This window comes from Imbroritus primus, from assembly GCF_964332355.1.
Lineage (GTDB): Bacteria > Pseudomonadota > Gammaproteobacteria > Burkholderiales > Burkholderiaceae > Imbroritus > Imbroritus primus.
The window spans coordinates 2,404,198-2,425,928 of sequence record NZ_OZ201293.1; the positions used below are offsets into that span (position 1 = coordinate 2,404,198).

The 21,731-nt window shown below is 64.5% G+C and carries 21 protein-coding genes; 17 read left to right on the plus strand and 4 right to left on the minus strand.

The window, feature by feature from the left end; translation table 11 throughout:
* Window positions 1–279: 279 nt before the first annotated feature.
* The gene (locus ACQ3C8_RS11020) at window positions 280–576 is read right to left on the minus strand and encodes a helix-turn-helix domain-containing protein (protein ID WP_428851598.1); all 297 of its coding nucleotides are present in this window, start codon (window positions 574–576) and stop codon (window positions 280–282) included.
* A gap of 302 nt (window positions 577–878) precedes the next feature.
* On the opposite strand from ACQ3C8_RS11020, the gene ACQ3C8_RS11025 reads away from it, so the two are divergent.
* From ACQ3C8_RS11025 to ACQ3C8_RS11065, 9 genes are all read left to right on the plus strand, one after another.
* A complete protein-coding gene (locus tag ACQ3C8_RS11025) occupies window positions 879–1,229 on the plus strand; it encodes a DUF2958 domain-containing protein (RefSeq protein WP_428851599.1) in 351 nt (116 codons plus the stop codon).
* A 351-nt stretch (window positions 1,230–1,580) separates the two neighbouring features.
* On the plus strand, window positions 1,581–2,318 hold the full coding sequence (locus ACQ3C8_RS11030; protein ID WP_428851600.1) for a DUF2285 domain-containing protein: 738 nt from the start codon (window positions 1,581–1,583) through the stop codon (window positions 2,316–2,318).
* A 134-nt stretch (window positions 2,319–2,452) separates the two neighbouring features.
* Window positions 2,453–2,743: a helix-turn-helix transcriptional regulator gene (locus ACQ3C8_RS11035; protein ID WP_428851601.1), complete on the plus strand. Its 291-nt coding sequence runs from the start codon at window positions 2,453–2,455 to the stop codon at window positions 2,741–2,743.
* 26 nt (window positions 2,744–2,769) lie between these two features.
* A complete protein-coding gene (locus tag ACQ3C8_RS11040) occupies window positions 2,770–3,603 on the plus strand; it encodes a replication initiator protein A (RefSeq protein WP_428851602.1) in 834 nt (277 codons plus the stop codon).
* Between the two features lie 247 nt (window positions 3,604–3,850).
* Window positions 3,851–4,489, plus strand: a complete 639-nt coding sequence (gene parA / locus ACQ3C8_RS11045) for a ParA family partition ATPase (protein WP_428851603.1) — start codon at window positions 3,851–3,853, stop codon at window positions 4,487–4,489.
* Complete coding sequence (locus tag ACQ3C8_RS11050; protein WP_428851604.1) at window positions 4,486–4,770, plus strand: chromosome partitioning protein ParB; 285 nt, start codon at window positions 4,486–4,488, stop codon at window positions 4,768–4,770. The genes parA and ACQ3C8_RS11050 overlap by 4 nt, the downstream gene beginning before the upstream one ends.
* The gene (locus tag ACQ3C8_RS11055) at window positions 4,767–5,312 is read left to right on the plus strand and encodes a DUF2840 domain-containing protein (RefSeq protein ID WP_428851605.1); all 546 of its coding nucleotides are present in this window, start codon (window positions 4,767–4,769) and stop codon (window positions 5,310–5,312) included. Before ACQ3C8_RS11050 ends, ACQ3C8_RS11055 begins: the two co-directional genes overlap by 4 nt.
* Window positions 5,309–5,884: a S26 family signal peptidase gene (locus ACQ3C8_RS11060; protein ID WP_428851606.1), complete on the plus strand. Its 576-nt coding sequence runs from the start codon at window positions 5,309–5,311 to the stop codon at window positions 5,882–5,884. Before ACQ3C8_RS11055 ends, ACQ3C8_RS11060 begins: the two co-directional genes overlap by 4 nt.
* Before the next feature lie 448 nt (window positions 5,885–6,332).
* Window positions 6,333–8,315 carry a relaxase/mobilization nuclease domain-containing protein gene (locus tag ACQ3C8_RS11065; protein WP_428851607.1) on the plus strand — a complete coding sequence of 661 codons (1,983 nt, stop codon included), beginning with the start codon at window positions 6,333–6,335 and terminating at the stop codon, window positions 8,313–8,315.
* Here the strand turns inward: ACQ3C8_RS11065 and cadR are convergent, their stop codons facing one another.
* A complete protein-coding gene (gene cadR / locus ACQ3C8_RS11070) occupies window positions 8,316–8,771 on the minus strand; it encodes a Cd(II)/Pb(II)-responsive transcriptional regulator (RefSeq protein ID WP_013517151.1) in 456 nt (151 codons plus the stop codon).
* Between the two features lie 103 nt (window positions 8,772–8,874).
* Between cadR and ACQ3C8_RS11075 the strand changes: the two genes are divergently transcribed.
* Genes ACQ3C8_RS11075 through ACQ3C8_RS11085 form a run of 3 tightly spaced genes read left to right on the plus strand, consistent with a single transcriptional unit; the run spans window position 8,875 to window position 12,321 of the window.
* Window positions 8,875–11,313 carry a heavy metal translocating P-type ATPase gene (locus tag ACQ3C8_RS11075; RefSeq protein ID WP_428851608.1) on the plus strand — a complete coding sequence of 813 codons (2,439 nt, stop codon included), beginning with the start codon at window positions 8,875–8,877 and terminating at the stop codon, window positions 11,311–11,313.
* A gap of 21 nt (window positions 11,314–11,334) precedes the next feature.
* On the plus strand, window positions 11,335–11,625 hold the full coding sequence (locus tag ACQ3C8_RS11080; RefSeq protein WP_220638740.1) for a double zinc ribbon domain-containing protein: 291 nt from the start codon (window positions 11,335–11,337) through the stop codon (window positions 11,623–11,625).
* 3 nt (window positions 11,626–11,628) lie between these two features.
* Window positions 11,629–12,321, plus strand: a complete 693-nt coding sequence (locus tag ACQ3C8_RS11085; protein WP_220638739.1) for a ZIP family metal transporter — start codon at window positions 11,629–11,631, stop codon at window positions 12,319–12,321.
* Window positions 12,322–12,356: 35 nt separating this feature from the next.
* On the opposite strand, the gene ACQ3C8_RS11090 is transcribed toward ACQ3C8_RS11085, so the two are convergent.
* Together ACQ3C8_RS11090 and ACQ3C8_RS11095 are read right to left on the minus strand one after the other, a co-directional pair.
* Window positions 12,357–13,547: a heavy metal sensor histidine kinase gene (locus ACQ3C8_RS11090; protein WP_428851609.1), complete on the minus strand. Its 1,191-nt coding sequence runs from the start codon at window positions 13,545–13,547 to the stop codon at window positions 12,357–12,359.
* A 128-nt stretch (window positions 13,548–13,675) separates the two neighbouring features.
* Window positions 13,676–14,362, minus strand: coding sequence for a heavy metal response regulator transcription factor (locus ACQ3C8_RS11095; RefSeq protein WP_196995285.1), 687 nt, complete (start codon window positions 14,360–14,362; stop codon window positions 13,676–13,678).
* Between the two features lie 144 nt (window positions 14,363–14,506).
* Between ACQ3C8_RS11095 and ACQ3C8_RS11100 the strand changes: the two genes are divergently transcribed.
* From ACQ3C8_RS11100 to ACQ3C8_RS11120, 5 genes are all read left to right on the plus strand, one after another.
* A complete protein-coding gene (locus tag ACQ3C8_RS11100) occupies window positions 14,507–14,842 on the plus strand; it encodes a DUF4148 domain-containing protein (protein ID WP_059401157.1) in 336 nt (111 codons plus the stop codon).
* A 204-nt stretch (window positions 14,843–15,046) separates the two neighbouring features.
* Entirely contained in the window at window positions 15,047–15,400 is a 354-nt protein-coding gene (locus ACQ3C8_RS11105) for a hypothetical protein (RefSeq protein ID WP_059401156.1), read from the plus strand.
* 166 nt (window positions 15,401–15,566) lie between these two features.
* Window positions 15,567–16,883 carry a TolC family protein gene (locus ACQ3C8_RS11110; protein WP_196995286.1) on the plus strand — a complete coding sequence of 439 codons (1,317 nt, stop codon included), beginning with the start codon at window positions 15,567–15,569 and terminating at the stop codon, window positions 16,881–16,883.
* A gap of 2 nt (window positions 16,884–16,885) precedes the next feature.
* Window positions 16,886–18,478 carry an efflux RND transporter periplasmic adaptor subunit gene (locus ACQ3C8_RS11115; RefSeq protein WP_304511170.1) on the plus strand — a complete coding sequence of 531 codons (1,593 nt, stop codon included), beginning with the start codon at window positions 16,886–16,888 and terminating at the stop codon, window positions 18,476–18,478.
* Between the two features lie 16 nt (window positions 18,479–18,494).
* On the plus strand, window positions 18,495–21,683 hold the full coding sequence (locus tag ACQ3C8_RS11120) for a CusA/CzcA family heavy metal efflux RND transporter (protein ID WP_428851610.1): 3,189 nt from the start codon (window positions 18,495–18,497) through the stop codon (window positions 21,681–21,683).
* Window positions 21,684–21,731: the final 48 nt, after the last annotated feature.

Genomic DNA, 21,731 nt, shown 5'->3' on the forward strand with positions numbered 1-21,731 from the left:
GATACATTGCAAAAGTACGGCGAATCCAGCAACCATCCTCTTCACTTTCTGTCGTCTAGTTTCAAGCCAGGGCGTGCCGACGCGAGGCGTCGTCAGGCTTTGCGGGCTCCGCCCCGGCCTCATACCGAGTTACGGCCATGCGGTTCAATCCTTCGCGCCTGCGGCGCTGCGCGCTTCGCTTACCTCCAGGGGAAAGCCCTTCAGGCTATCCCCGCCGCGCGAGCTTGGCGCCCCTGCAGCCCCCGAACCGGCATGCGCCGGATCGGACGGGAAGGTGCATCAGGCAGGGGATGTCCCCGCTGCAAGCAGCGCTTCCATGCTGGCCATCAATTCGGCCACGCTGCATTCGAGCGCGCCGGCGATCTTGAAGATGATCGCCAGCGTGGGCATGTGCGTGCCGCGTTCGATTTTCCCCATGTGTGAGCGCTCAATGCCGGCACGATGGGCCAGTGATTCCTGCGCAATGCCGCGCTCCACGCGCAGCCCGCGCACGGTTGCACCGAAGGCAAGAGCCAGTTCGGCATCGAAGGTGGTGGCGCCGGCTGGCCGGCCAGGCTGGATGACTCGCTTCTGCATGGACAGAAGCGTCGATTCGCAGCACAATTAAAACCACGTTATCTTTAACTCAAGACGTTCAAACGTACTTTTTCGTGCATTTGAGTTTTTACGGAAATCCGTATCTGCGGATTCCCACAGAGGCACGGAACCGCATCCGTGGCTTTCTTCAAATCCGTAGAAGCGGCTTTGCGCTTTCACGCTTTGGCGGATTCGATGCAAAGCGCATCCGTGCTTTTACCGCACGCTTGACGATGGTTTGCGTTCGCCCCGTGGGGATCGAGACATGCGGGCGCATCATTGCCGTTTCGGGGGATTGAACCATGACCGAACCATTGACCACCGACCAGGAACGCGCCGAGTTGCTGGCCCATGACCAAAGCCGTGCGGCGGGCCTAGCCATCGACCCGCTGCCCGTGGTGCGCCTGTTCACGCCGGACGCGCATGCCACCTGGCTGCTGGCATCGCTCGATCCCGCCGATGGCGATACCGCCTGGGGCGTGATGGACGTGGGCATCGGCATGCCCGAGCTGGGAGAGATCAAGCTGAGTGATCTGGCTTCCATAGTTGGGCCGAACAAGCGGCCTGTGATGCGGGATCAGTATTTCAAGGCAGTGCGGCCCTTGTCCGAATATCTGCGGCTGGCCCAGGAGAACGGCTCCATCGTCGATTGAGCGGTTCGCGCCACGGCCAGGCCGGGTGTATTGAGACTATTTGCGTCTGGCTTCAGACTGGATCGGTCTGAATCGGCATTCTTGCGTCCAACCCATATTTCCGTGACTCAAACAGTCACGATACTTCAGGCGGATTGCGGCACGGTGGTATCTGCCGTGTGGCGATTTGGGACTGCGCGGCCGCCGCATTCGGACGAATTGCGCAATACACCGGAGCCAATCGGTCTTGACGGGCCTCTGATTACCAATGCTTACATCCTACTGCGATTTCGAGGATGAAATGAACCCGATGCGATAGCTCCGCATGTTTCGCCATGGCGGCGTTCCTGCTGTTGAACGGGAGCCTTCGCCATGGTCGATCCCCAGCTTTACGCGCACCACCACGCGCACTGGTATCCCACCGCCGCCTACCTCTACATCCTGTGGCTGGATGCGCTGGCTCTGGCCTGGGAGTACCTGCGCAGGCACCCCGACTACCGGCTCGACTGGCTGCGCCGTCATCGCCGCCGCGCTTCACATCCAGCAGCAGAGCCCGCCGCGCACCGTTGGGGGCTGCGCTTGCTGGAAGACCCAGATCTCGATGCGCGGGACGCGCATCCGGCTTGGTTGCCGGGCCATGCGGCCGTGGTGCAGCTCTACCCCGATGCCGACCCGCCAGCCGACGCTGCGCCGTTCGACCTCTGGCGCATCCCCGGCCACAAGCATCTGCAGCACGACGGCAAGGGCCTGGCGCTCATCGCGCGCAGTCCTGGGCATTGCCAGCGCTTTGCGCTGGCACCCGGCCTGGAGCACGGTATGGCGGTCGTCCATGCCCATCGAGGAAGTGGCGGCGGCAAGACCGCGACGCCGTCTGGCGGGCAGGTGGCAGCTCGGCCTCGGCCATCGCCTGCGGCGCTGCTGGAGTTGCACACCCTGCAGGCGCTCGACGCCACCCTGGCGGGCGCGTCCTTGCACCAGATCGCCGAAGGTTTGTTCGGCGTGGATGCCGCGGCCGGTTGGTACAGCGATGGCGGCCTGCGCTCCAAGGTGCGCCGCCTGGTGCGGCGCGGCGATGCGTTGATGCGCGGAGGCTATCGCCGCCTAGCATAACTGCCGCCGCTTGAGAAGGGTCGTTTTGAAGGGGACGCAAAACGACCCTGAGCAAGACGGTTGCGATTTCTGAGACTGCCTCCATCCGGCTGCGTGGTGTGGCCGGAGCTTTGAAAGCCATGGAGGTTTCTGTCATGCGTCCAGCTCCCTTGCGGCCTGCCGCCGCTCCCGCATCCAACGTCACATCCGCTGCGCAGCCGCAGCGCTATCTCACCAACGACGAGGCCGCCGACTATCTGCGCCTGTCACCGCGCACGCTGGAGAAACAGCGCGTGCTGGGTGGCGGCCCCAAGTTCCGCAAGTTCGGCCGCCGCGTCATGTACGCCGTGGCCGACCTGGATGCCTGGGCTGCCGAGCGCAGCTTCGAGAGCACGTCCGATCCCGAGTACGCCGAGCACCATGCGGCGGACAGCCGTGCGCGCTGATCGGCGGTACGCGGGTGGCCTTCGCCATGTCCAGGCCCTCACAGGAGCGCGAACAGCTCGACCTGTTCCGCGCCTTGCCGGGCGACATGGCGCCGCGCGACAGCCAGGACCTGATGGCCTTTCCGTTTTTCTCGCTGGCGAAGTCGCGGCGCACGGCGCCCATCGACTTCCAGGCCAGCGGCGTGACGATCCGGGTGGAGGGGACAGCCGAGCACGGCATTGCCACGATCTGGGATGCCGACGTGCTGATCTGGGCCGCCTCGCAGATCGTGGCGGCGCGCGACGCGGGCTTGCGGCCGTCGCGGCTGATGCAGGTGCGGCCCTACGAGATCCTGCGTTTCATCGGGCGCGGTACGTCGCTGCGCGACTACCAGCGCCTCAAGGCGGCCTTGGATCGCCTGCAATCAACCACCGTGGCCACGTCGATCCGGGAGACGACCGGGCGCCGGCTGCATCGGTTTTCGTGGATCAACGAGTGGAAGGAGCTGGCCGACGCCAAGGGCACGCCCTTGGGGCTGGAATTGATCCTGCCGGACTGGTTTTATGCGGGCGTGATGGATGCTGCCCTGGTGCTGAGCATCGACCCGGCGTATTTCCGGCTCACGGGGGGCATCGAGCGCTGGCTGTACCGGCTGGTGCGCAAGCACGGGGGGCGGCAGCCGGAGGGCTGGTGGTTCGATTTCGAGTCGCTGTACCGCAAATCCGGCAGCGCGGCCCGCTACTACGATTTCGCCGCCGACCTGCGGGCGCTGGTGGCGCGCCAAGCCTTACCGGGCTATCGGCTGGACATCGAGTACCGCTCCGCCATGGCTGCGCCTTTGCTGCTGTTTCGGCCCGTGCCGTCCGCGGCACGGGGATAACCGCGGGATGGCCTGTGGACGGGCTCGTGCTATCAGGCAACAGAAGTCTCGTGCTATCGGGCAACAGCCCCTCGTGCTATCAAGCAACAAAATCGGCCGCCAGGCCAATGCTGGTGCGGGTTTCGGCTGCCTATAACTTTAATAACTTAATACCAATAACTGGTAAGAGCGCCGCGCCCCGGTGTATAACCGGCCAGCGGCACCAGGCGCAGCAGCAGCTAGGCTCTCCAACACGGAGGGCCAGGCCATGATCGTCGCGCTGCTCAACCAGAAAGGCGGCGTGGGCAAGACCACGCTCGCCACGCACATCGCCGGCGAGCTGGCGATGCGCGGCCAGCACGTCGTACTGCTGGACGCTGACCCGCAGGGCTCATCGCTGGACTGGACGCAGCGCAGAAGCCAGCAAGGCTTGCCACGGCTGTTTAGCGCCGTGGGCCTCGCACGCGAAACGTTGCATCAAGAGGCGCCAGAACTTGCCAGGCAGGCCGATCACGTCGTCATCGACGGCCCGCCGCGCATCGCGGCGCTGGCGCGCTCCGCGCTGCTGGCGGCAGAGCGCGTGCTGATTCCGGTGCAGCCCAGCCCGTATGACCTGTGGGCCAGCGCCGAGATGGTCGCGCTGATCCGCGAGGCGCAGGTGTTCCGGCCTGCGCTGCGCGCGGCCTTCGTCATCAACCGGCGCGTCAGCACCACCGTGATCGGGCGTGAAGCGCGCCAGGCGCTCGCCGACCAGCCGCTGCCTGCGCTGCGCGCGGAAGTGCATCAACGCATCGTGTTCGCCGACAGCGTGGCCGCTGGCCGGCTTGCACGCGAGACAGCGCCGGACAGCGCCGCCGCGCGCGAAATTGCCGCGCTGGTCGATGAACTGCTGCGGTGGCCGACATGACAGCGAAGCCGCCACCGAACAGCAAGCGCGCGGCAAAGCGCGTCGGCATCGGCGCGCGTCCGCCCATGAATCCGCACGCCGAGGCGTGGATTCGCCAGGGCGATGCCGATGCACTTGGCAAGGGCGACCTCTACACGGCTCGCCTGACCCTCGACATCACGCCCGCCATGCGCTCGCGCATCAAGGTGTCAGCCTTCACGCAGGGCGTGACCGTGGCCGACCTGCTGCGCGGCCTGCTGGAGCAGGAGTTTCCAGAACACCGCTGGGAGAACACCCCATGACCGCATCCGCTTCGCCTGCCGCTGGCGCGGCTACAGCTGCCCCTTTACCCGCACTCACTGCGCTCGTCGGCCGAGCAGACACCATACCGCTGACGCGCGTGGCGCTGGCCTACGTGGACCAGCGCATCGACATTTACCTGCGCTTCGGTGAGCCGGCGCGCACCATTCGGCACGACCGCTGGCGGCGCGTTGCCGTGTTCCTGCCGGGCGCCGTGTTCTGCCGCATCCGCTGGCAGTCCAACGACTTCGGCACGATTCGCTGGCAGCTCATGGTGATGCAGGCTTGCACGCCATTGGATGGCGCGCAGCGCATCCCCGGCGTGCAGCCCGGCGCGCGCCTGCTGCTGCACGCAGAGGGCGACAAGAATGTGCGTGCCGTACTGGAGCGCATCGACGCCATCGAGGCACTGGGCATCGCGCCTGCCGGCGCTTCGCCCGCGTACTGGCGCACGCTCGCCAACCGGCTCGCGGCCCGTCTGCCGCTGCCCGAATACAGCGCCGAGCGGCACGCTGCATGGCTGGCTGGGAGGGTGTTGCCATGACACTCCCATCTATCGTTGCCGATGCAACTGAAATCCCGCCACATCCTCGTTTACGCCTGCGCGCTCGCATCGTTCTGGCGAGCCTGTCCGCCTGCGGCCTCGCTGCGCTGGCCTGGGCGGCTTTCGTACAGCCGCTGCCGCGCCTGGTCTACAACCCGTCCGACAGTGTTCCGATCGGCTGGTATCGCATCGGGTCGTCCGATGCGCTGCACGTCGGCGCCATCGTCCTCACCACGCTGCCGCCTGACGTTGCAGCGCTGGCCGCGCAGCGCCGCTACCTCACGGCGCGCGTGCCGCTGCTCAAGCGCGTGGGCGCCGTGGCGCCGCAGCATGTATGCGTGTTCGATGCGCTGGTGTGGATCGACGGCGTGCCGGTGGCCGCCGTGCTGGCTGCCGATCGGCTGGGCCGGCCGCTGCCATCCTGGCCGCATTGCCGCCGCCTCGAAGCTGGCGAGCTGTTCCTGCTGAGCAGCACCAATCCGGTGTCGTTCGACAGCCGCTACTTCGGGCCGGTCCGCGCAGCCGCTGTGATCGGCGTGGCGCATCCGCTCTGGCTGGAGAAACGCCCATGATGGCCGCCGATTCGCTGCACGCGAGCGTGCACGGCCTCGTGCTATCGGGCGTGTCAGCGTCATGTTGCCGCGCGTGCAGTGCCAGTGCATTCGCACCGCACTTCGCGCTGCCTCCGGCGCAGCCGTCCCATGTGCAGGCGTCTTGCCTCGAACACGGCTGGCCTGCGGCCACCGCCGCGTTCGCCGGGGCGCTGGCTGCCCGCGCAGCGGCGCTACCGGGCCGCAGTTGCCGGGAGCGAGAACCGGGGGGACCAGAGGAGGCAAATGCGGAAGGCAAGACAAAAGGGTGCGGCACCTGTCGGCCCGCAAAGCCAGTCTGCACGTGGGGGTGGCGCGGCACGGCGCGGCTTCGCCGCCGTGCCGCTTGGGGCGCGAAGCCCGCGCCAATGCAGGCATGTCCGCGTGCTTCGCACGACCGGACACGCTAGAGCTTGCAGGGAGCGCAGCCATGACCGACCGCCGCGACGATGATTTCCGCATCCGCCCCAGTGCCCCGAAGAACCGGGGCCAGGGCTTCGTCTCCAAGGTGCTCAAGCAGGCAGGCAAGGCCAGCAGCGGCAAGTCGGCGGTGCGCCGTCCTGGCGCCAGCGGCAACGGGCAGCACGCCGGCCAGCGGCCCGGCTCGCGCCTGGGGCGCGGCCACACGGCGGCGCGCTTCGCGGGGGCGAAGCTCACGCCCATGTCGCGGCGCGTGACCATCAAGACGCTGCTGGTCAATCAGCAGCGGGCCAGTCCGCAGTCGCTCGCCAAGCACCTGCGCTACATCGAGCGCGACGGCGCCGGCCGCGATGGCGAGCCAGGCCAAGCCTATGGGCCGCAGACCGATGCTGCCGACCTCGACGCCTTCAAGGAACGCTGCGCCGACGACCGGCACCATTTCCGCTTCATCCTCTCGCCGGAGGATGGCGCGGAACTGGACGACCTGCGCACCTACACGCGGCATCTCATGGGCCGCATGGAAGCCGACCTGGGCACACGGCTGGAATGGGTGGCGGTCGATCACTGGAACACCGACAACCCGCACACCCACTTGATCGTGCGCGGACGGGACGACACGGGCAAAGACCTCATCATCGCGGGCGACTACATCGCCGATGGCTTCCGGCATCGCGCGTCCGAGCTGGCGACCGAATGGCTGGGGCCACGCACCGAGCTGGAGATCCAGCAGACCTTGCAGCGTGAAGTGGATCAGGAGCGATGGACGAGCCTGGATCGCACGCTCAAACGCGAACTGGGCGACGATGGCCTGGTGCATGTCGAACGGTTCAACGAACCGCGGCTGCAACGCCAGCGCCTGCTGCTGATCGGCCGCCTGCCACGCTTGCAGCGCATGGGCCTCGCCGACGAGACGCAGCCGGGCACCTGGGCCGTCCATGCGGATGCCGAAAAGACGCTGCGCACCCTGGGCGAGCGCGGCGACATCATCCGCACCATGCAGCGAGCCATGCGCGGCGAACCGCGCGAGCTGGCGGTGTTCGAGCCGGGCGACGATGGCCGAACCATCCTCGGCCGCGTGGCTGCGAAGGGGCTGGCCGACGAGCTGCGCGACCGGGGCTATCTGGTCATCGACGGGGTGGACGGCAAGGCCCACTACGTCGCGCTCAACGCCCGCGACGAGCTGGCGAACTATCCCACCGGCGCCGTGGTGGAGGTGAAGGGATCGGCCGACGTGCGCGCGGCCGACAGGAACATCGCCGCTCTGGCGAGCGATGGCCTGTACCGCACCGACCACCACCTCGCCATCGCACAGGGTCAGGCCATGCCGGGCCGTGATCCGCAGGAAGTCGTCGCCGCCCATGTCCGCCGGCTCGAAGCCTTGCGCCGCGGCGGCATCGTGGAGCGCGTGGCCGAGGGGCTATGGAAGGTGCCGGGCGACCTGGCCGAGCGCGGTCGCCAGTACGACGCGCAGCGCCTGGGCGGCGTGGCTGTAGAGCTGAAATCGCACCTGCCCATCGAGCGGCAGGCGCGCGTGATCGGGGCCACCTGGCTCGACCAGCAGTTGATCGGCGGCGGCTCGGGGCTGGGTGACCTGGGTTTTGGCAGCGAGACCAAACAGGCGATGCAGCAGCGCGCCGACTTCCTGGCCGAACAGGGACTGGCCGAGCGGCGCGGGCAGCGCGTGATCCTGGCGCGCAACCTGCTGGGCACGCTGCGCAATCGAGAACTGGCGCAGGTCGCCAAGGACATCGCTGCGGAAACTGGCTTGGAACACCGCCCGACGGCGGACGGGCAGCGCGTGGCTGGCATCTACCGCCGGAGCGTGATGCTCGCCAGCGGACGGTACGCGATGCTGGACGACGGCATGGGGTTCAGCTTGGTGCCGTGGAAGCCAGTGATCGAGCAGCGACTGGGGCAGCAGCTTGCGGCGACGGTGCGTGGCGGAGCGGCCTCATGGGAAATCGGGCGTCGGCTTGGAGTTTCTTTGAGCTAGTCACTTGAGGCTATGCGCCCCATGAACATGACCCCTGCGCGTTGCTGGCTCGTGCACCTGGCGCGATGCTGAGGACAGTTCGGTCAAGATGCCGCACTGACTGGCCTGCTGGGATTCCCGGCAGCTTTCCCGCAAGGTCTTGAGTTGTCGTTCCAGCGCTTTCAATTCCTTGATGCGAGTAGCCACATGGTCTATGTGCTCGTCGAGCAGGTCATTCACCTGGGCGCAGTTCTCGTGCGGAGCATCCTTGAAGCGCAATAGAACCCGGATTTCATCCAGTGTCATGTCCAAACCCCGGCAGTGCCGGATGAAGGACAGTCGGTCAACGTGTTCTTCTGCGTACATGCGGTAGTTGCCATCTGTACGGGCCGTTTCTGGTAGCAAGCCTTCACGCTCGTAGTACCGGATCGTCTCTACCTGGGTATGTGCGGCCTTAGCCAGTTCGCCGATTTTCATAGCTTCATCTTGAGCGGTCGCGGGTTTTTCTCCAAGGCTCATTGTAGGCACTTGACTCTGTAGTGGGTACAGGGTTTCCAATTTGCCTGAAAAGGAGAATTTCATGAACTCTTCCCGCCAACGCCAACACGCTGACCCTGCCTGCTGCGGGAGTGGCTGTGCAACAGTGCCTGCGGTGCCCGAGCCAACAGCGTCTGATGGAACGACTATCGAGCCGCAACGCTTTCGCATAGCGAACATGGACTGTGCCTCGGAGGAGTCGGAAATCCGCCGGGCGCTGGAAGGCATGGCGGGGATTCGCAGCCTGCGATTCAACCTGGGGGATCGAGAGCTTGCCATTGCCGCCGATGACCACGCGCTGCCCCAGGCCCTGGAAGCGATCCGCAAAGCGGGTTTCAAGCCAGAACCCCTCGGCGCGAAGAATGTCCAGCGCTTCCGCATTGCGAATATGGACTGTGCCTCGGAGGAGTCGGAAATCCGCCGGGCGTTGGACGGCATGGCGGGAATTCGTAGCCTGCAATTCAATCTGGGCGAACGCGAGTTGGCCATTGCCGCCGATGATCCTGTCTTGCAGCAGGCGCTGGACGCAATCCGCAAGGCAGGCTTCAAGCCGGAACCTCTTGGCGACACAGGCTCGTCGGCTGCTGCGGTTGCCTCGCCAACGGGCTTCTGGACGAGATGGGGCAAATCGCTGGGCGCCCTTGGGTTGGCTGTGGCGGCCGAGGGCTTGGCATTCGCCTTTCCAGACAGCGTACCTGTCAAGGCGCTGGGAATGGCGCTGGCCGCGGCGGCCATCGCGCTGTCGGGTTTCTCGGTTTACGGCAAAGGGCTGGCTGCACTGCGGCAGGGCCGCTTGAACATCAATGCCCTGATGACCGTGGCCGTGACCGGCGCTTTCCTGATCGGCCAGTGGCCCGAAGCGGCGATGGTGATGGCCCTGTATGCGATTGCGGAAGCCATTGAGGCCCGCGCCGTGGATCGGGCGCGCGGCGCCATCAAGAGCCTGCTGGCGCTCGCGCCGGAGCAAGCTGAAGTGCGTCAAGACGATGGCAATTGGGTGCGCATGGGAGTCAAGGAAGTCACCGTGGGCACGACCGTGCGTATTCGCCCCGGCGAGCGCGTTCCGCTGGATGGCATCGTGAGCCTAGGTCAGAGCGCTATTGACCAGTCCCCCGTGACCGGCGAAAGCTTGCCGGTGGACAAGAGCCCCGGCGATGAAGTCTTCGCCGGCACCATCAATCAGGCTGCGGCGTTGGAAATCCGTGTCACGGCCCCCGCGTCCGACAGCACGCTGGCGCGGATCATCCACGCCGTTGAGCAGGCCCAGTCTTCCCGTGCGCCCACGCAGCGTTTCGTGGATCGCTTCGCCGCCGTCTACACGCCTGCGGTGTTCGTCCTGGCCGTTGCCGTTGCGTTGTTGGCGCCCTGGCTCATGGGGCTGACCTGGACGCAGGCCGCCTACAAGGCCCTGGTGCTGCTGGTCATCGCCTGCCCTTGCGCCTTGGTGATTTCCACGCCCGTCACCGTCGTCAGCGGTTTGGCCGCTGGGGCGCGGCGAGGCATCCTGATCAAAGGTGGTGTGTACCTGGAAGAGGCGCGCAAGATCAAGGCCGTGGCGCTGGACAAGACCGGCACCATCACCGAAGGCAAGCCCAAGCTGGTGGCTTTCGAGCCCGTGGACACAGGACTCGGCCAGCAAGCCCTGGAGGGGTTGGCCAAGAGCCTCGCAGCGCGGTCGGATCATCCAGTGTCCAAGGCCATTGCGGACGGCGTGTCGTCCGCCACGCAAGAAGTGGATGAGTTTCAGGCTGTTGCCGGGCGCGGCGTGCAGGGGGTGATCGACGGCCATACCTATGTGCTGGCTAACCACCGCTGGATTGAAGAGCGCGGGCAGTGTTCGGCTGACCTCGAAGCCCGCCTTGCAGTGCATGAGCAAGCTGGCCGCACCGTCACGTTGTTGGCCAGCAGCGAACGGGTCATGGCCATCTGTGCAGTAGCCGACACCATCAAATCCTCATCCGCGCAGGCCGTGGCCGACCTGAAGGCATTGGGCGTGACGCCGGTGATGTTGACGGGCGATAACCTGGCGACGGCGCAAACCGTCGGCACCCAGGCGGGCATCGCCGAGGTGCGTGGCAACCTGCTGCCCGAGGACAAGTTGCAGGCCATCGGAGAGCTTCAGCAGCGCTTGGGCGTCACGGCGATGACCGGCGACGGCATCAACGACGCCCCCGCGCTGGCGAAGGCTGACATCGGCTTCGCTATGGGCGGCGCTGGCACCCACACCGCGATGGAGGCTGCCGATGTGGTGGTCATGAATGACGACCTGCGCCGACTACCCGAAACGATCCGACTGTCCAAGCGCACCCACGCCGTGCTGTGGCAGAACATCGTGCTCGCGCTGGGCATCAAGGCGGTTTTCCTGTTGCTGGCCGTCTTCGACGATGCCTCCATGTGGATGGCCGTGTTCGCCGACATGGGGGCGAGCTTGCTGGTGGTCTTCAACGGACTGAGGCTGCTCAGACAGCGGGCGGGTCGATAAAACGGAATACGGAGTTTGAAAATGGGAATCTTAGGTCGAATTTTTGGCGGAGACAGCGGAGGGCATGGCAGTTCCCACGGGCATGGCAATAGCCACGGCCGCGGCAGCTCCAGCGGTCATGATTGGGGGCGCAATCCAACGCCTTCGGCCAGTGGCATCCCATGCCCGCAATGCAAAACGATCAATCCGCAAGGCTCCCGCTTTTGCGGCCAGTGCGGGACATCGCTGGTGCCAGCATCGTGTAAGAAGTGCAGTAGCGTCATTCCCATCGGCGCGAAATTCTGCGCTCAGTGCGGCAACGCAGTAACTTGAATCATGGTGATCTCGGCCTGGATCTACACCTTGATTCCGGCAGCGGCCGCCATCATCGGAGCTACGGTCGCGGTGAACGTGCGGCCGGGGCCAACACTGGTCAGTGCGATTCAGCACTTTGCCGCTGGCGTCGTGTTCGCGGCGGCGGCCGGCGAAATTTTGCCCGACATCATGCACCGCGCCTCACCTTTGGCGACGATGATCGGCGGCGGAATCGGCGTCGCCACCATGCTGCTGGTGAAGCATCTGGAAGCATTGGCGAAGGGGCCAGCCGGTCTCCTGACCGTGATCGGCATCGACATCCTGATTGATGGCTTGGTGCTTGGTATCGGGTTTGCGGCTGGCCCAAAGGTCGGCTTGCTTCTGACCATCGCCCTGACCATTGAGGTTCTGTTCCTGGGATTGACGGTGGCGACGGAACTCGGCGAGAGCGTTCGTTCTCGTGCCAAGGTCATTTGGATTACGTCCGCGCTCGTGCTCTTGCTGCCGATCGGGGCCTTGCTTGGAGCGCCGGTGGCGCTGTTGCCCAACCCTCTTCTGACTGGCTTCTTCGCGTTTGGTCTGATTGCGTTGCTCTACCTCGTGACCGAAGAACTGTTGGTCGAAGCGCACGAAACGCCAGATCGTCCCTGGGTGACGGCGATGTTCTTTGTCGGCTTTCTGGCGCTTCTCCTGCTAGAAGAAGTAATTGGCTAGTAGGCCAGCCTGTTGGTAGGGCGCGACCCGTTGAACTATTGCGTGTTCGGGGTAGGCACCGCGAGCCCGATAGATGTGACGCCGTTGCTCGAATCGACCATAGTCCGCCCTCCGTGCATGCGGGCGATGGCGGCCACGATGGCCAAGCCCAGTCCATGATTGCGGGCGGCATCCGACCGCGCTGCATCTGCCCGGTAGAAGCGGTTGAACAGATTGGGCAAATGCTCGGCTGAGATCGTCGGCCCTTCGTTCATCACCCGCAGGGCGATCTCACCATCCAGTCGGTCGATTTGCACGACAACGGTGCTGTGCGGATGCGCGTGCCGGGTTGCGTTGCCGATCAGGTTGGACAATGCGCGCTGCAATAGGCGCACGTCGGCCAAGCCAGTGGCATCACCATTGATACGAACTTTCAGCCCGGCTTCCTCAATGGCCGCCTCGTGCAATTCCACCACCGCGCGCGCAACGCCGGCCAGACTGGCGACATGCTCGCGGCGGGCTTCAGCTCCTCGGTCGGCTTGCGACAAGAAGAGCATGTCCTGCACGATCATCGACATGCGCTGGATATCTTCGAGGTGCGAGCCCAACACATCCCGCAGCGTGTCGGCATCGCGTGCTTTGCGCAAAGCGACTTCGGTGCCCCCCATCAACGTCGCCAACGGCGTGAACAGTTCATGCGCAACGTCAGCATTGAAGGCTTCCAGTTGTTCGTAGGCTTTGTGCAGACGCTTCAGCAATTCGTTGACGTGGGCCACCAGCGGAGCCAGTTCGTCGGGTTGAGCGGAGCCATCCAGAAGCCGGTGCAGAGTATCGGCCTCCAGTGCCTGGATCTGAGCCGAGAGGTCGCGCACGGGACGCAGCCCGATTTGCACCAGCGTAAATCCGCCAGCAGCAATCACCACTGCGCCAGCGAGTGCGGCGGCGACGAGCGTGCGGGCTAGGCGTTCTAGCACACGATCGTCCTCGCTGACATCAAGACTCAGCACCGCCTGGATGGGGGGGATGCCGGTCGTAGCCTCGAATCGCATGTCGATCACGCGGTGATGCACTGGAATGCCGGCGCTGGCATAGATGACGCTGCCGTCGGCACGGGTCAGGATCAATTTCATGTCCTGTCGGCCGACCATGCCATCGTCGAGCTTGTGTGCGAGCGTGCCGCTGTCTAACTCTGCTGCCTCGGCAATAAGATGGTTCACCTGGGTCTGCTGTTGCCGCAGCGTGTCCATCTGCCGCTCCTTGAAGCTCAGCGCGGTGACGGTGTAAATGCCCAGGCAGGTTAAGGCCAGCCCGACCAGGGTGAGAAGTGCGAGCCAACGGGCAAGCCGCCGTCCCAGCGATCCGGCACGCCTGGGTCTCACGACTGCCGATCTTCGAGTACGTAGCCCATGCCACGGACGGTGTGCAGCAGTGGGCGCTCGAAGGGCAGGTCGAGCTTGCTCCGAAGGCGACGCACAGCGACGTCGATCACGTTGGTACCGTGATCGAAGTTCACGTCCCATACTTGCTCCGCGATTTCGGTACGTGACAGAACCTCGCCCTTGCGGCGCAAGAGCAGCGTCAGCAGTTGGAATTCCTTTGCGGACAGATCGATGCGCTGGCCGGCCCGAGTAGCGCGCCGCCTCGCCAGGTCCATATGCAAGTCCCCCAGGCACAGCACCAGCGCATCAGGCGCGGGCGCAGTACCGGCGGTGCGGCGCAGCAGCACCTCGATGCGTGCCACCAGTTCGGAAAAGGCGAACGGCTTAACGAGGTAGTCGTCCGCTCCTGCCTTCAGCCCGCGTACGCGATCCTCGATGCGATGGCGGGCCGTCAACATGATCACCGGCGTCTGCTTGCTCTGCCGCAGTGCAGCCAGCAAGCCGAAGCCATCGATGCCCGGCAGCATGGTGTCGAGAACGATCAGGTCGTAGTGGCCGTCAGAGGCCATGTGGAGGCCATCGATGCCGTTGGCAGCCACATCGATCACATAGCCTTCTTCAGAGAGTCCCTTGCGAAGATAGTCCGCGAGCTTGGCTTCGTCTTCCACGATCAGCAGCTTCATGCGCAGCGTTCCTGCTGCGGTCTCTCGCAACCTGTCCAAATTGTCATCTGCACGTTTTACTCCCGTTCGGTGCCGGTTCTTACATTGTGCTCATGCCTTCGGGCATATCGATTTTCTGCAAATCACACTGGAAAGGACCATGCAATGAAACTGACCCATCTTGTCGCCATGAAAGCCATTATCCTGGCCACGGCACTGCCCATGGCGGCCCAGGCCGATTCGCTCTGGCACCCCGCGTCCAATGAGCAGGGCTTCACGTATCACCCCGATCATTTCAAGAGTACCAAGACCCGTGCCCAGGTGCTGGCCGAGGTCGAGGCAGCCCGCAAGGACGGTACGCTCACGCTGATGCAACGTGGACTGCCGGTGCCCATCAAGAGTTCCGCAGCACCGAAGACGCGCCAACAGGTTGTCGATGAGATGCGCAGCGAATCACCAGAAGCGCGGCGTGCGCGGCTCGAAATGTATTCCGGCGGTTGACACTGCTGCCAATACCCTGCGCTGCCGTGCCCCTCGTGTCGCTTCGTTGCGTCAAGCGACCACAGCTATTCGAATATAGAAGCGGTCCTTATTTCATTCTGGATGAACCCGCGAGGAGGCACGCTACGCGCAGAGGACTCTGAAACAAACCCAAGCAGCGAGGAATGGCGGATTGAAGCCTGTAGCTGCTACACTGTTACCCCTATGCGCAAATGGCTGGCTATCGTCTTGCTGGTGTTCTTGCCGCTCCAATTCAGTTGGGCGGCTGTGGCCAGTTATTGCCAGCATGAAACCGGGGCTGCGGCCAAGCACTTCGGCCACCATGCGCACCAGCACAAGGCGGCCGACGGCAAGGACGCCAGCCCTGATCCGGCCAAGACCCTGGGCGGCGATCCTGATTGCCCGTCCTGTCATGCCGGGTGCTTCTCGGTCTTGTCAGGGGATGTCAAGCTGGCGTCGTCGATCAGCCCGTCCCTGGATACGGCGTACCACCCGGAGAGCCTTGCCGCGCCTCCACCCGAACGTTTAGAGCGCCCTCGGTGGCGTGCCCTCGCCTGATCGGCGGGGAGCGCGTTCCTTTCTCTTCGTCCTCACCCCTGCCGTCGCGCATGGCGCGCTACGGTATCCAGCCGGCTTCGTGCGGCTGATGTGACGACGTTGCTGGCGATCATCTGGATCGCCCCCCGCCGATTCCCTCGTGTATTTCAAGTCACTGGAGAATCGGATGTTGAAGGGTATTCACAATCACAACGCAAGGGCAACGGCGGCAGGCTTGCTCCTTGCGTTCACGGCAGGGCTGGCTTTCGCCCAGCCGCTGCCAGCGCTGCCGGGCAATGCCCAAAGCGGGGCGCAGACTGAAGCAACGGCTCCACTGAGCCTGCAAAAAGCCATCGCGCTGGCTTTGGAAGCCAATCTTGACCTGACCGTCGCTCAGCGGGAAGTCGAGGCCGTGCAAGGCCAGGTGCTTCAGGCGCAAGCGCGCCGCAACCCCGAACTGGCGTATGCGCTTGAAGACCAGCGCACGCAAACCCGCACCCAAAGCGCTCAGATCAACCTGCCCATCGAATTGGGCGGCAAGCGCGCTGCCCGCATCACGGCGGCAGAGCGTGGGCGTGACGTTGCGGTCGAGGAGTTGAACGCGCGTCGCGTCGAAATTCGCGCCGCCGTGGTCGCCGCCTTCTTCGATGCGCTGGCAGCCCAGGATCGCACGGCCTTGGCCCAGGACAGCGTTGACTTGGCCAGGAAAGCGACGGACGCCGTTGCCAAGCGCGTGATGGCGGGCAAGGTCTCTCCGGTCGAGGAAACCAAGGCCCGGGTGGCCGAGGCCGGCGTGCGGGTTGAACTGGCGCAGGCCCAAAGCGAACAGCGCAGCGCCCGCGCACGGCTGGCCAGCTTGCTGGGGGCCAGCCCGCCACAGTTCACCCAGGTGTCGGGCAGTGTGGATGATCTCCCGGTCGTCCCTTCGCTGGATGACATCCAGCAGCGCCTGTCGGCCTCGTCGGCATTGCGCCGGGCGCAGTTGGAAGTTGAACGCCGCAGGTCATTGGCTGACGTGGAGCGGAGCAAGCAAACGCCAGATGTCACGGTCAGCCTGGGCGTGAAGCGCCCGAACGAGCTTGCGCGCAATCAGTTGATGCTCGGCGTTTCCGTGCCGCTGCCTTTGTTTGACCGCAATCAGGGCAACTTGCTGGAAGCGTTGAAGCGTGAAGACAAGGCGCGGGACGAACTCCAGGCGTTGAACCTGCGCCTGAGCACGGAAGTGCTGCAAGCCCGCGAACGGCTGACGTTGGTTCGCGGCGAGATCGACGTGTTGCAGCGCGAGGTACTGCCTGGGGCCAAGAGCGCCTATGACGCGGCCACCGTGGGTTTTGGCTACGGAAAGTTCAATTTCCTGGAAGTGCTGGACGCACAGCGCACCTACTTCGCCGCCCAATCCCAATACCTCAAGGCACTGGCCGAAGCGCATCGCGCGGCGGCGGACATGGATCGCGTGATCGGCGCATCCGAACCCACGACCACCCCGCCCGCGAACAAGGAATGAACATGAAATTCGACACGAACAAACTGAACGTCGGCAAGAAGCAATGGATTGCCATCGCCGTGATCGCCGTTGTGGGCGTTGGACTGGGCGGCGCCATCCTCGGCGGCAAGACGGGCAAGAGCGCCGAAGGCGAGGGCCACAGCAGCCACGTTGAAGCCAAGGCCCACAGCGATGGTGAGCATCATGGCAAGACAAGCGATGCGCAGCACGAGGACGACAAGGGCCATGCGGATGGCGAGCACCATGAAGGGCCGGGCAAGGGGCCGCATGGCGGCAAGCTGTTCAATGAAGGGGATTTCGGATTGGAGGCATTGCTCGCCGAAGACGGCGGCGAGCCGCGCCTACGCATCTGGCTGTACGACAAGGGCAAGGCGCTGGCCGCCAGCGCCGCCAAGGTCAGCGCCACCGTTTCGCGTTTGACCGGCGAGAAGCAGGCGCTCAATTTCGCGCCCGACAAAGACAGTCTGCTGAGTCGCGAGACCGTGCCGGAGCCCCATGCGTTCGAGATCAACATCGTGGCACAAACGGCCAATGCGCCTTTCAGGTTCAGCTTCAGCCAGGAAGAGGGGAAAGTCGAACTCAGCGATGCGCAAATCAAGGCGGCATCCATCGGCATCGACACCGCAGGGGCTGCAAGCATCAAGTCTGCCCTGCAATTGCCGGGCGAGATCCGCCTGAACGAAGACCGCACCTCGCATGTCGTCCCGCGCATGGCGGGCGTGGTCGAGAGCGTGCAGGCCAGCTTGGGACAAACGGTCAAGAAGGGACAGGTGCTGGCGGTCATAACCAGCCCGACCGCCTCCGAGCAGCGCAGCGAATTGCAGACGGCGCAAAAGCGGCTGGCTTTGGCCAAGACCACCTTCGAGCGCGAGAAGCGGCTGTGGGAACAGAAGATTTCCGCCGAGCAGGATTACCTGCAAGCCGGGCAGGCATTGAACGAGGCGCAGGTCGCCGTGGCCAACGCGCAGCAGAAGCTGTCTGCCGTGGGCCTGGCCCCAGGGTCTTCGGGCGGGCTGAACCGCCTGGAGTTGCGCGCACCCTTCGATGGCGTGGTGATTGAAAAGCACCTCAGCCAGGGCGAAGCCGTCAAGGAAGACGCTGCCGTGTTCACTGTGTCTGACCTGGGCCAGGTCTGGGCGGAAATCAACGTGCCTGCCAAGGATTTGCCGCTCGTCCGAGTGGGCGAAAAAGTCAACATCAAGGCCACGGCCTTCGATGCCAGCGCGCAAGGCACCATCACTTTCGTGGGCGCGTTGATCGGCGAGCAGACCCGCACGGCCAAGGCCCGCGTGGTCTTGGCCAATCCGCAGGGCGCGTGGCGTCCCGGCCTGTTCGTCAATGTGGAAGTGACCGCATCCGAGGCCAACGTGCCCGTCACTGTGGCCAGCGATGCGATACAGAGCGTGGGCGACAAGCCCGTCGTCTTCGTCAAGGTGAATGACGGCTTCGTGGCCCAGCCCGTGCAGTTGGGCCGCAGCGACGGCAAGCGCGTCGAGGTGCTGCAAGGGCTCCAAGCCGGGGCAGCGTATGCGGCGGCAGGCAGTTTCGTCGTGAAGTCCGAACTCGGCAAAGCCTCTGCCGAACACACCCATTGATGCCGGAGCCACGTCCATGTTTGAAAAACTTATTCGCGCGGCCATCGAGCACCGATGGCTGGTGCTGCTGGCCGCCATCGGCATGGCCGCCATTGGCGTATTCAGCTATCAGAAGCTGCCCATCGACGCCGTTCCGGACATCACCAACGTCCAGGTGCAGATCAATACGCAGGCGCCGGGCTATTCGCCGCTGGAGGTCGAGCAACGGGTGACGTACCCGATTGAAACGGTGATGGCGGGCCTGCCCAACCTGGAGCAGACCCGCTCCCTGTCGCGCTATGGTCTGTCGCAAGTGACGGTGATCTTCAAGGACGGCACCGACATCTACTTCGCGCGCCAGTTGGTCAATGAGCGCATCCAGGAGGCACGCGACAAACTGCCCGCCGGCATCACGCCTGCACTGGGGCCGATTTCCACCGGCCTGGGCGAAATTTACCTGTGGACGGTCGAGGCCAAGGACGGTGCGAAGAAGCCCAACGGCACACCCTACACGGCCACCGACCTGCGCGAGATCCAGGACTGGATCATCAAGCCGCAGTTGCGCAACGTGCCCGGCGTGACGGAAATCAACTCGATCGGCGGCTATGCCAAGGAATACCAGATCGCGCCTATCCCCGCGCGTCTGGCTTCGTTGGGCGTCACCCTGCAAGACATCGTGACGGCGCTGGACCGCAACAACGGCAACGTGGGCGCGGGCTACATCGAAAAGCGCGGCGAGCAGTATCTGATCCGGGCGCCTGGGCAGGTCAAGACGCTGGAGGACATCGGCAACGTCATCCTCAGCAGCGCGGGCGGGGTGCCCATCCGCGTGCGCGACGTGGCGGACGTTGGGATGGGGCGCGAACTGCGCACCGGTGCCGCCACGGACAACGGCCGTGAAGTGGTGCTGGGCACGGTCTTCATGCTCATCGGCCAGAACAGTCGCACGGTGTCGCAGGCCGTGGACAAGAAAATGGTGGAGATCAACCGCAGCCTGCCCGAGGGCGTGCACGCGGTGACGGTCTACGACCGCACCGTGCTGGTGGACAAGGCCATCGCCACGGTGAAGAAGAACCTGCTGGAAGGCGCGATCCTGGTGATCGTCATCCTGTTTCTGTTCCTGGGCAACATCCGTGCGGCCATCATCACGGCGACGGTGATTCCCTTGTCGATGCTGTTCACCTTCACGGGCATGGTGCATTACAAGGTGAGCGCCAACCTGATGAGCCTGGGGGCGCTGGATTTCGGCATCATCATCGACGGGGCGGTGGTGATCGTCGAGAACTGCGTGCGCCGTCTGGCCCATGCGCAGGCGCACTTTGGCAGGCCCTTGACGCGGGCGGAACGCTTTCACGAGGTGTTCCTGGCATCCAAGGAATCGCGCCGCGCGCTGCTGTTCGGGCAGCTCATCATCATGGTGGTGTACCTGCCCATCTTTGCCCTGACGGGTGTGGAAGGGAAGATGTTCCACCCGATGGCGTTCACCGTGGTGGCCGCGCTGGTGGGGGCCATGATCCTGTCGGTGACTTTCATTCCGGCGGCGGTCGCCCTGTTCATCGGCCATCGGGTCAGCGAGACGGAAAACTTCTTGGTGGTGCAAGCCAAGCGCTGGTACGGCCCGTTGCTGGATCGCGTGATGGCGGCCAAGGCCGTGGTGTTGGCGGCAGCCGCCGTGGCGATTGTGCTGTGCGGCCTGATTGCCACCCGCATGGGCAGCGAGTTCGTGCCCAGCCTGAACGAGGGCGACTTCGCCATCCAGGCCCTGCGCATTCCGGGTACCAGCCTGACGCAATCGGTGGCGATGCAGCAGCAACTGGAAGCGACGCTGAAGGCCAAATTCCCTGAGATCGACCGCGTTTTTGCGCGCACTGGCACGGCGGAAATCGCCTCCGACCCGATGCCGCCGAACATTTCCGACGGCTACATCATGCTCAAGCCCCTGTCCGAGTGGCCCGAGCCGCGCAAGTCACGCGACGAATTGCTGGCGGCCATTCAGGAGACCGTGGGCAAGGTGCCGGGGAACAACTATGAGTTCTCGCAGCCGATCCAGTTGCGCTTCAACGAACTCATCTCGGGAGTGCGCAGTGATGTGGCAGTGAAGATTTTTGGCGACGACATGGATGTCTTGAACAAGACGGGTGAGGAAGTCTCATCCATGTTGCAGAAGATTCCTGGCGCGTCCGAGGTCAAGGTGGAGCAGACCACCGGCTTGCCGATGCTGACCGTGAACATCGACCGCCAGAAAGCCGCACGCTACGGGCTGAACGTAGCCGACATCCAGGACGTGGTGGCCACGGCCATCGGCGGGCGCGAGGCCGGCACCTTGTTTGAAGGCGACCGCCGTTTCGACATCCTGGTTCGCCTGCCGGAATCGTTGCGCAACGACCTGGAAAGCATGAAGCGCCTGCCGATTCCGCTGCCGCGCGGAACGGGTGGGACCGGCAGTGCCGAAGGACGGACGAACTTCATCCAATTGGCCGAGGTGGCGAGCTTCGAGCTGGCACCCGGCCCCAACCAGGTCAGCCGCGAAAACGGCAAGCGCCGCATCGTGGTGAGCGCCAACGTGCGCGGCCGTGACGTGGGCTCATTCGTGGCCGACGCCGAGGCGGCGCTGGCACAGGTCAAGATTCCCACGGGCTACTGGACGAGTTGGGGCGGTACTTTCGAGAATCTGCAATCAGCCACGCAGCGTTTGCAGATCGTCGTGCCGGTGTCGCTGCTGCTGGTGTTCCTGCTGTTGTTCGCCATGTTCGGCAATGTCAAGGACGGCTTGCTGGTCTTTACTGGCATTCCGTTCGCGCTGACCGGCGGCATCTTGGCGCTGTGGCTGCGCGACATTCCTCTGTCGATTTCCGCTGCCGTGGGCTTCATCGCGCTGTCAGGTGTGGCCGTGCTCAATGGCCTAGTGATGATTTCCTACATCCGCGGGTTGCGCGAGGACGGAACACCGCTGGATGAAGCCATCCGCGAGGGCGCGCTGACACGCTTGCGGCCGGTGCTGATGACAGCCCTAGTGGCGTCGCTGGGTTTCATCCCGATGGCGATTGCCACGGGAACAGGCGCGGAAGTGCAACGCCCCCTGGCTACCGTAGTGATCGGAGGCATCTTGTCTTCCACCGTGCTGACGCTGCTGGTGCTACCGATTCTGTATCGGCTGGCCCATCGCCCGGACGAGCAAGAAGAGGATGTCACGGCAGAGCCCGCACATGAGGGCGTAACCGCTTGAAAGGAACAGCGATGAACGCCGTTACGGCACCACGACAGACTCCTTCAA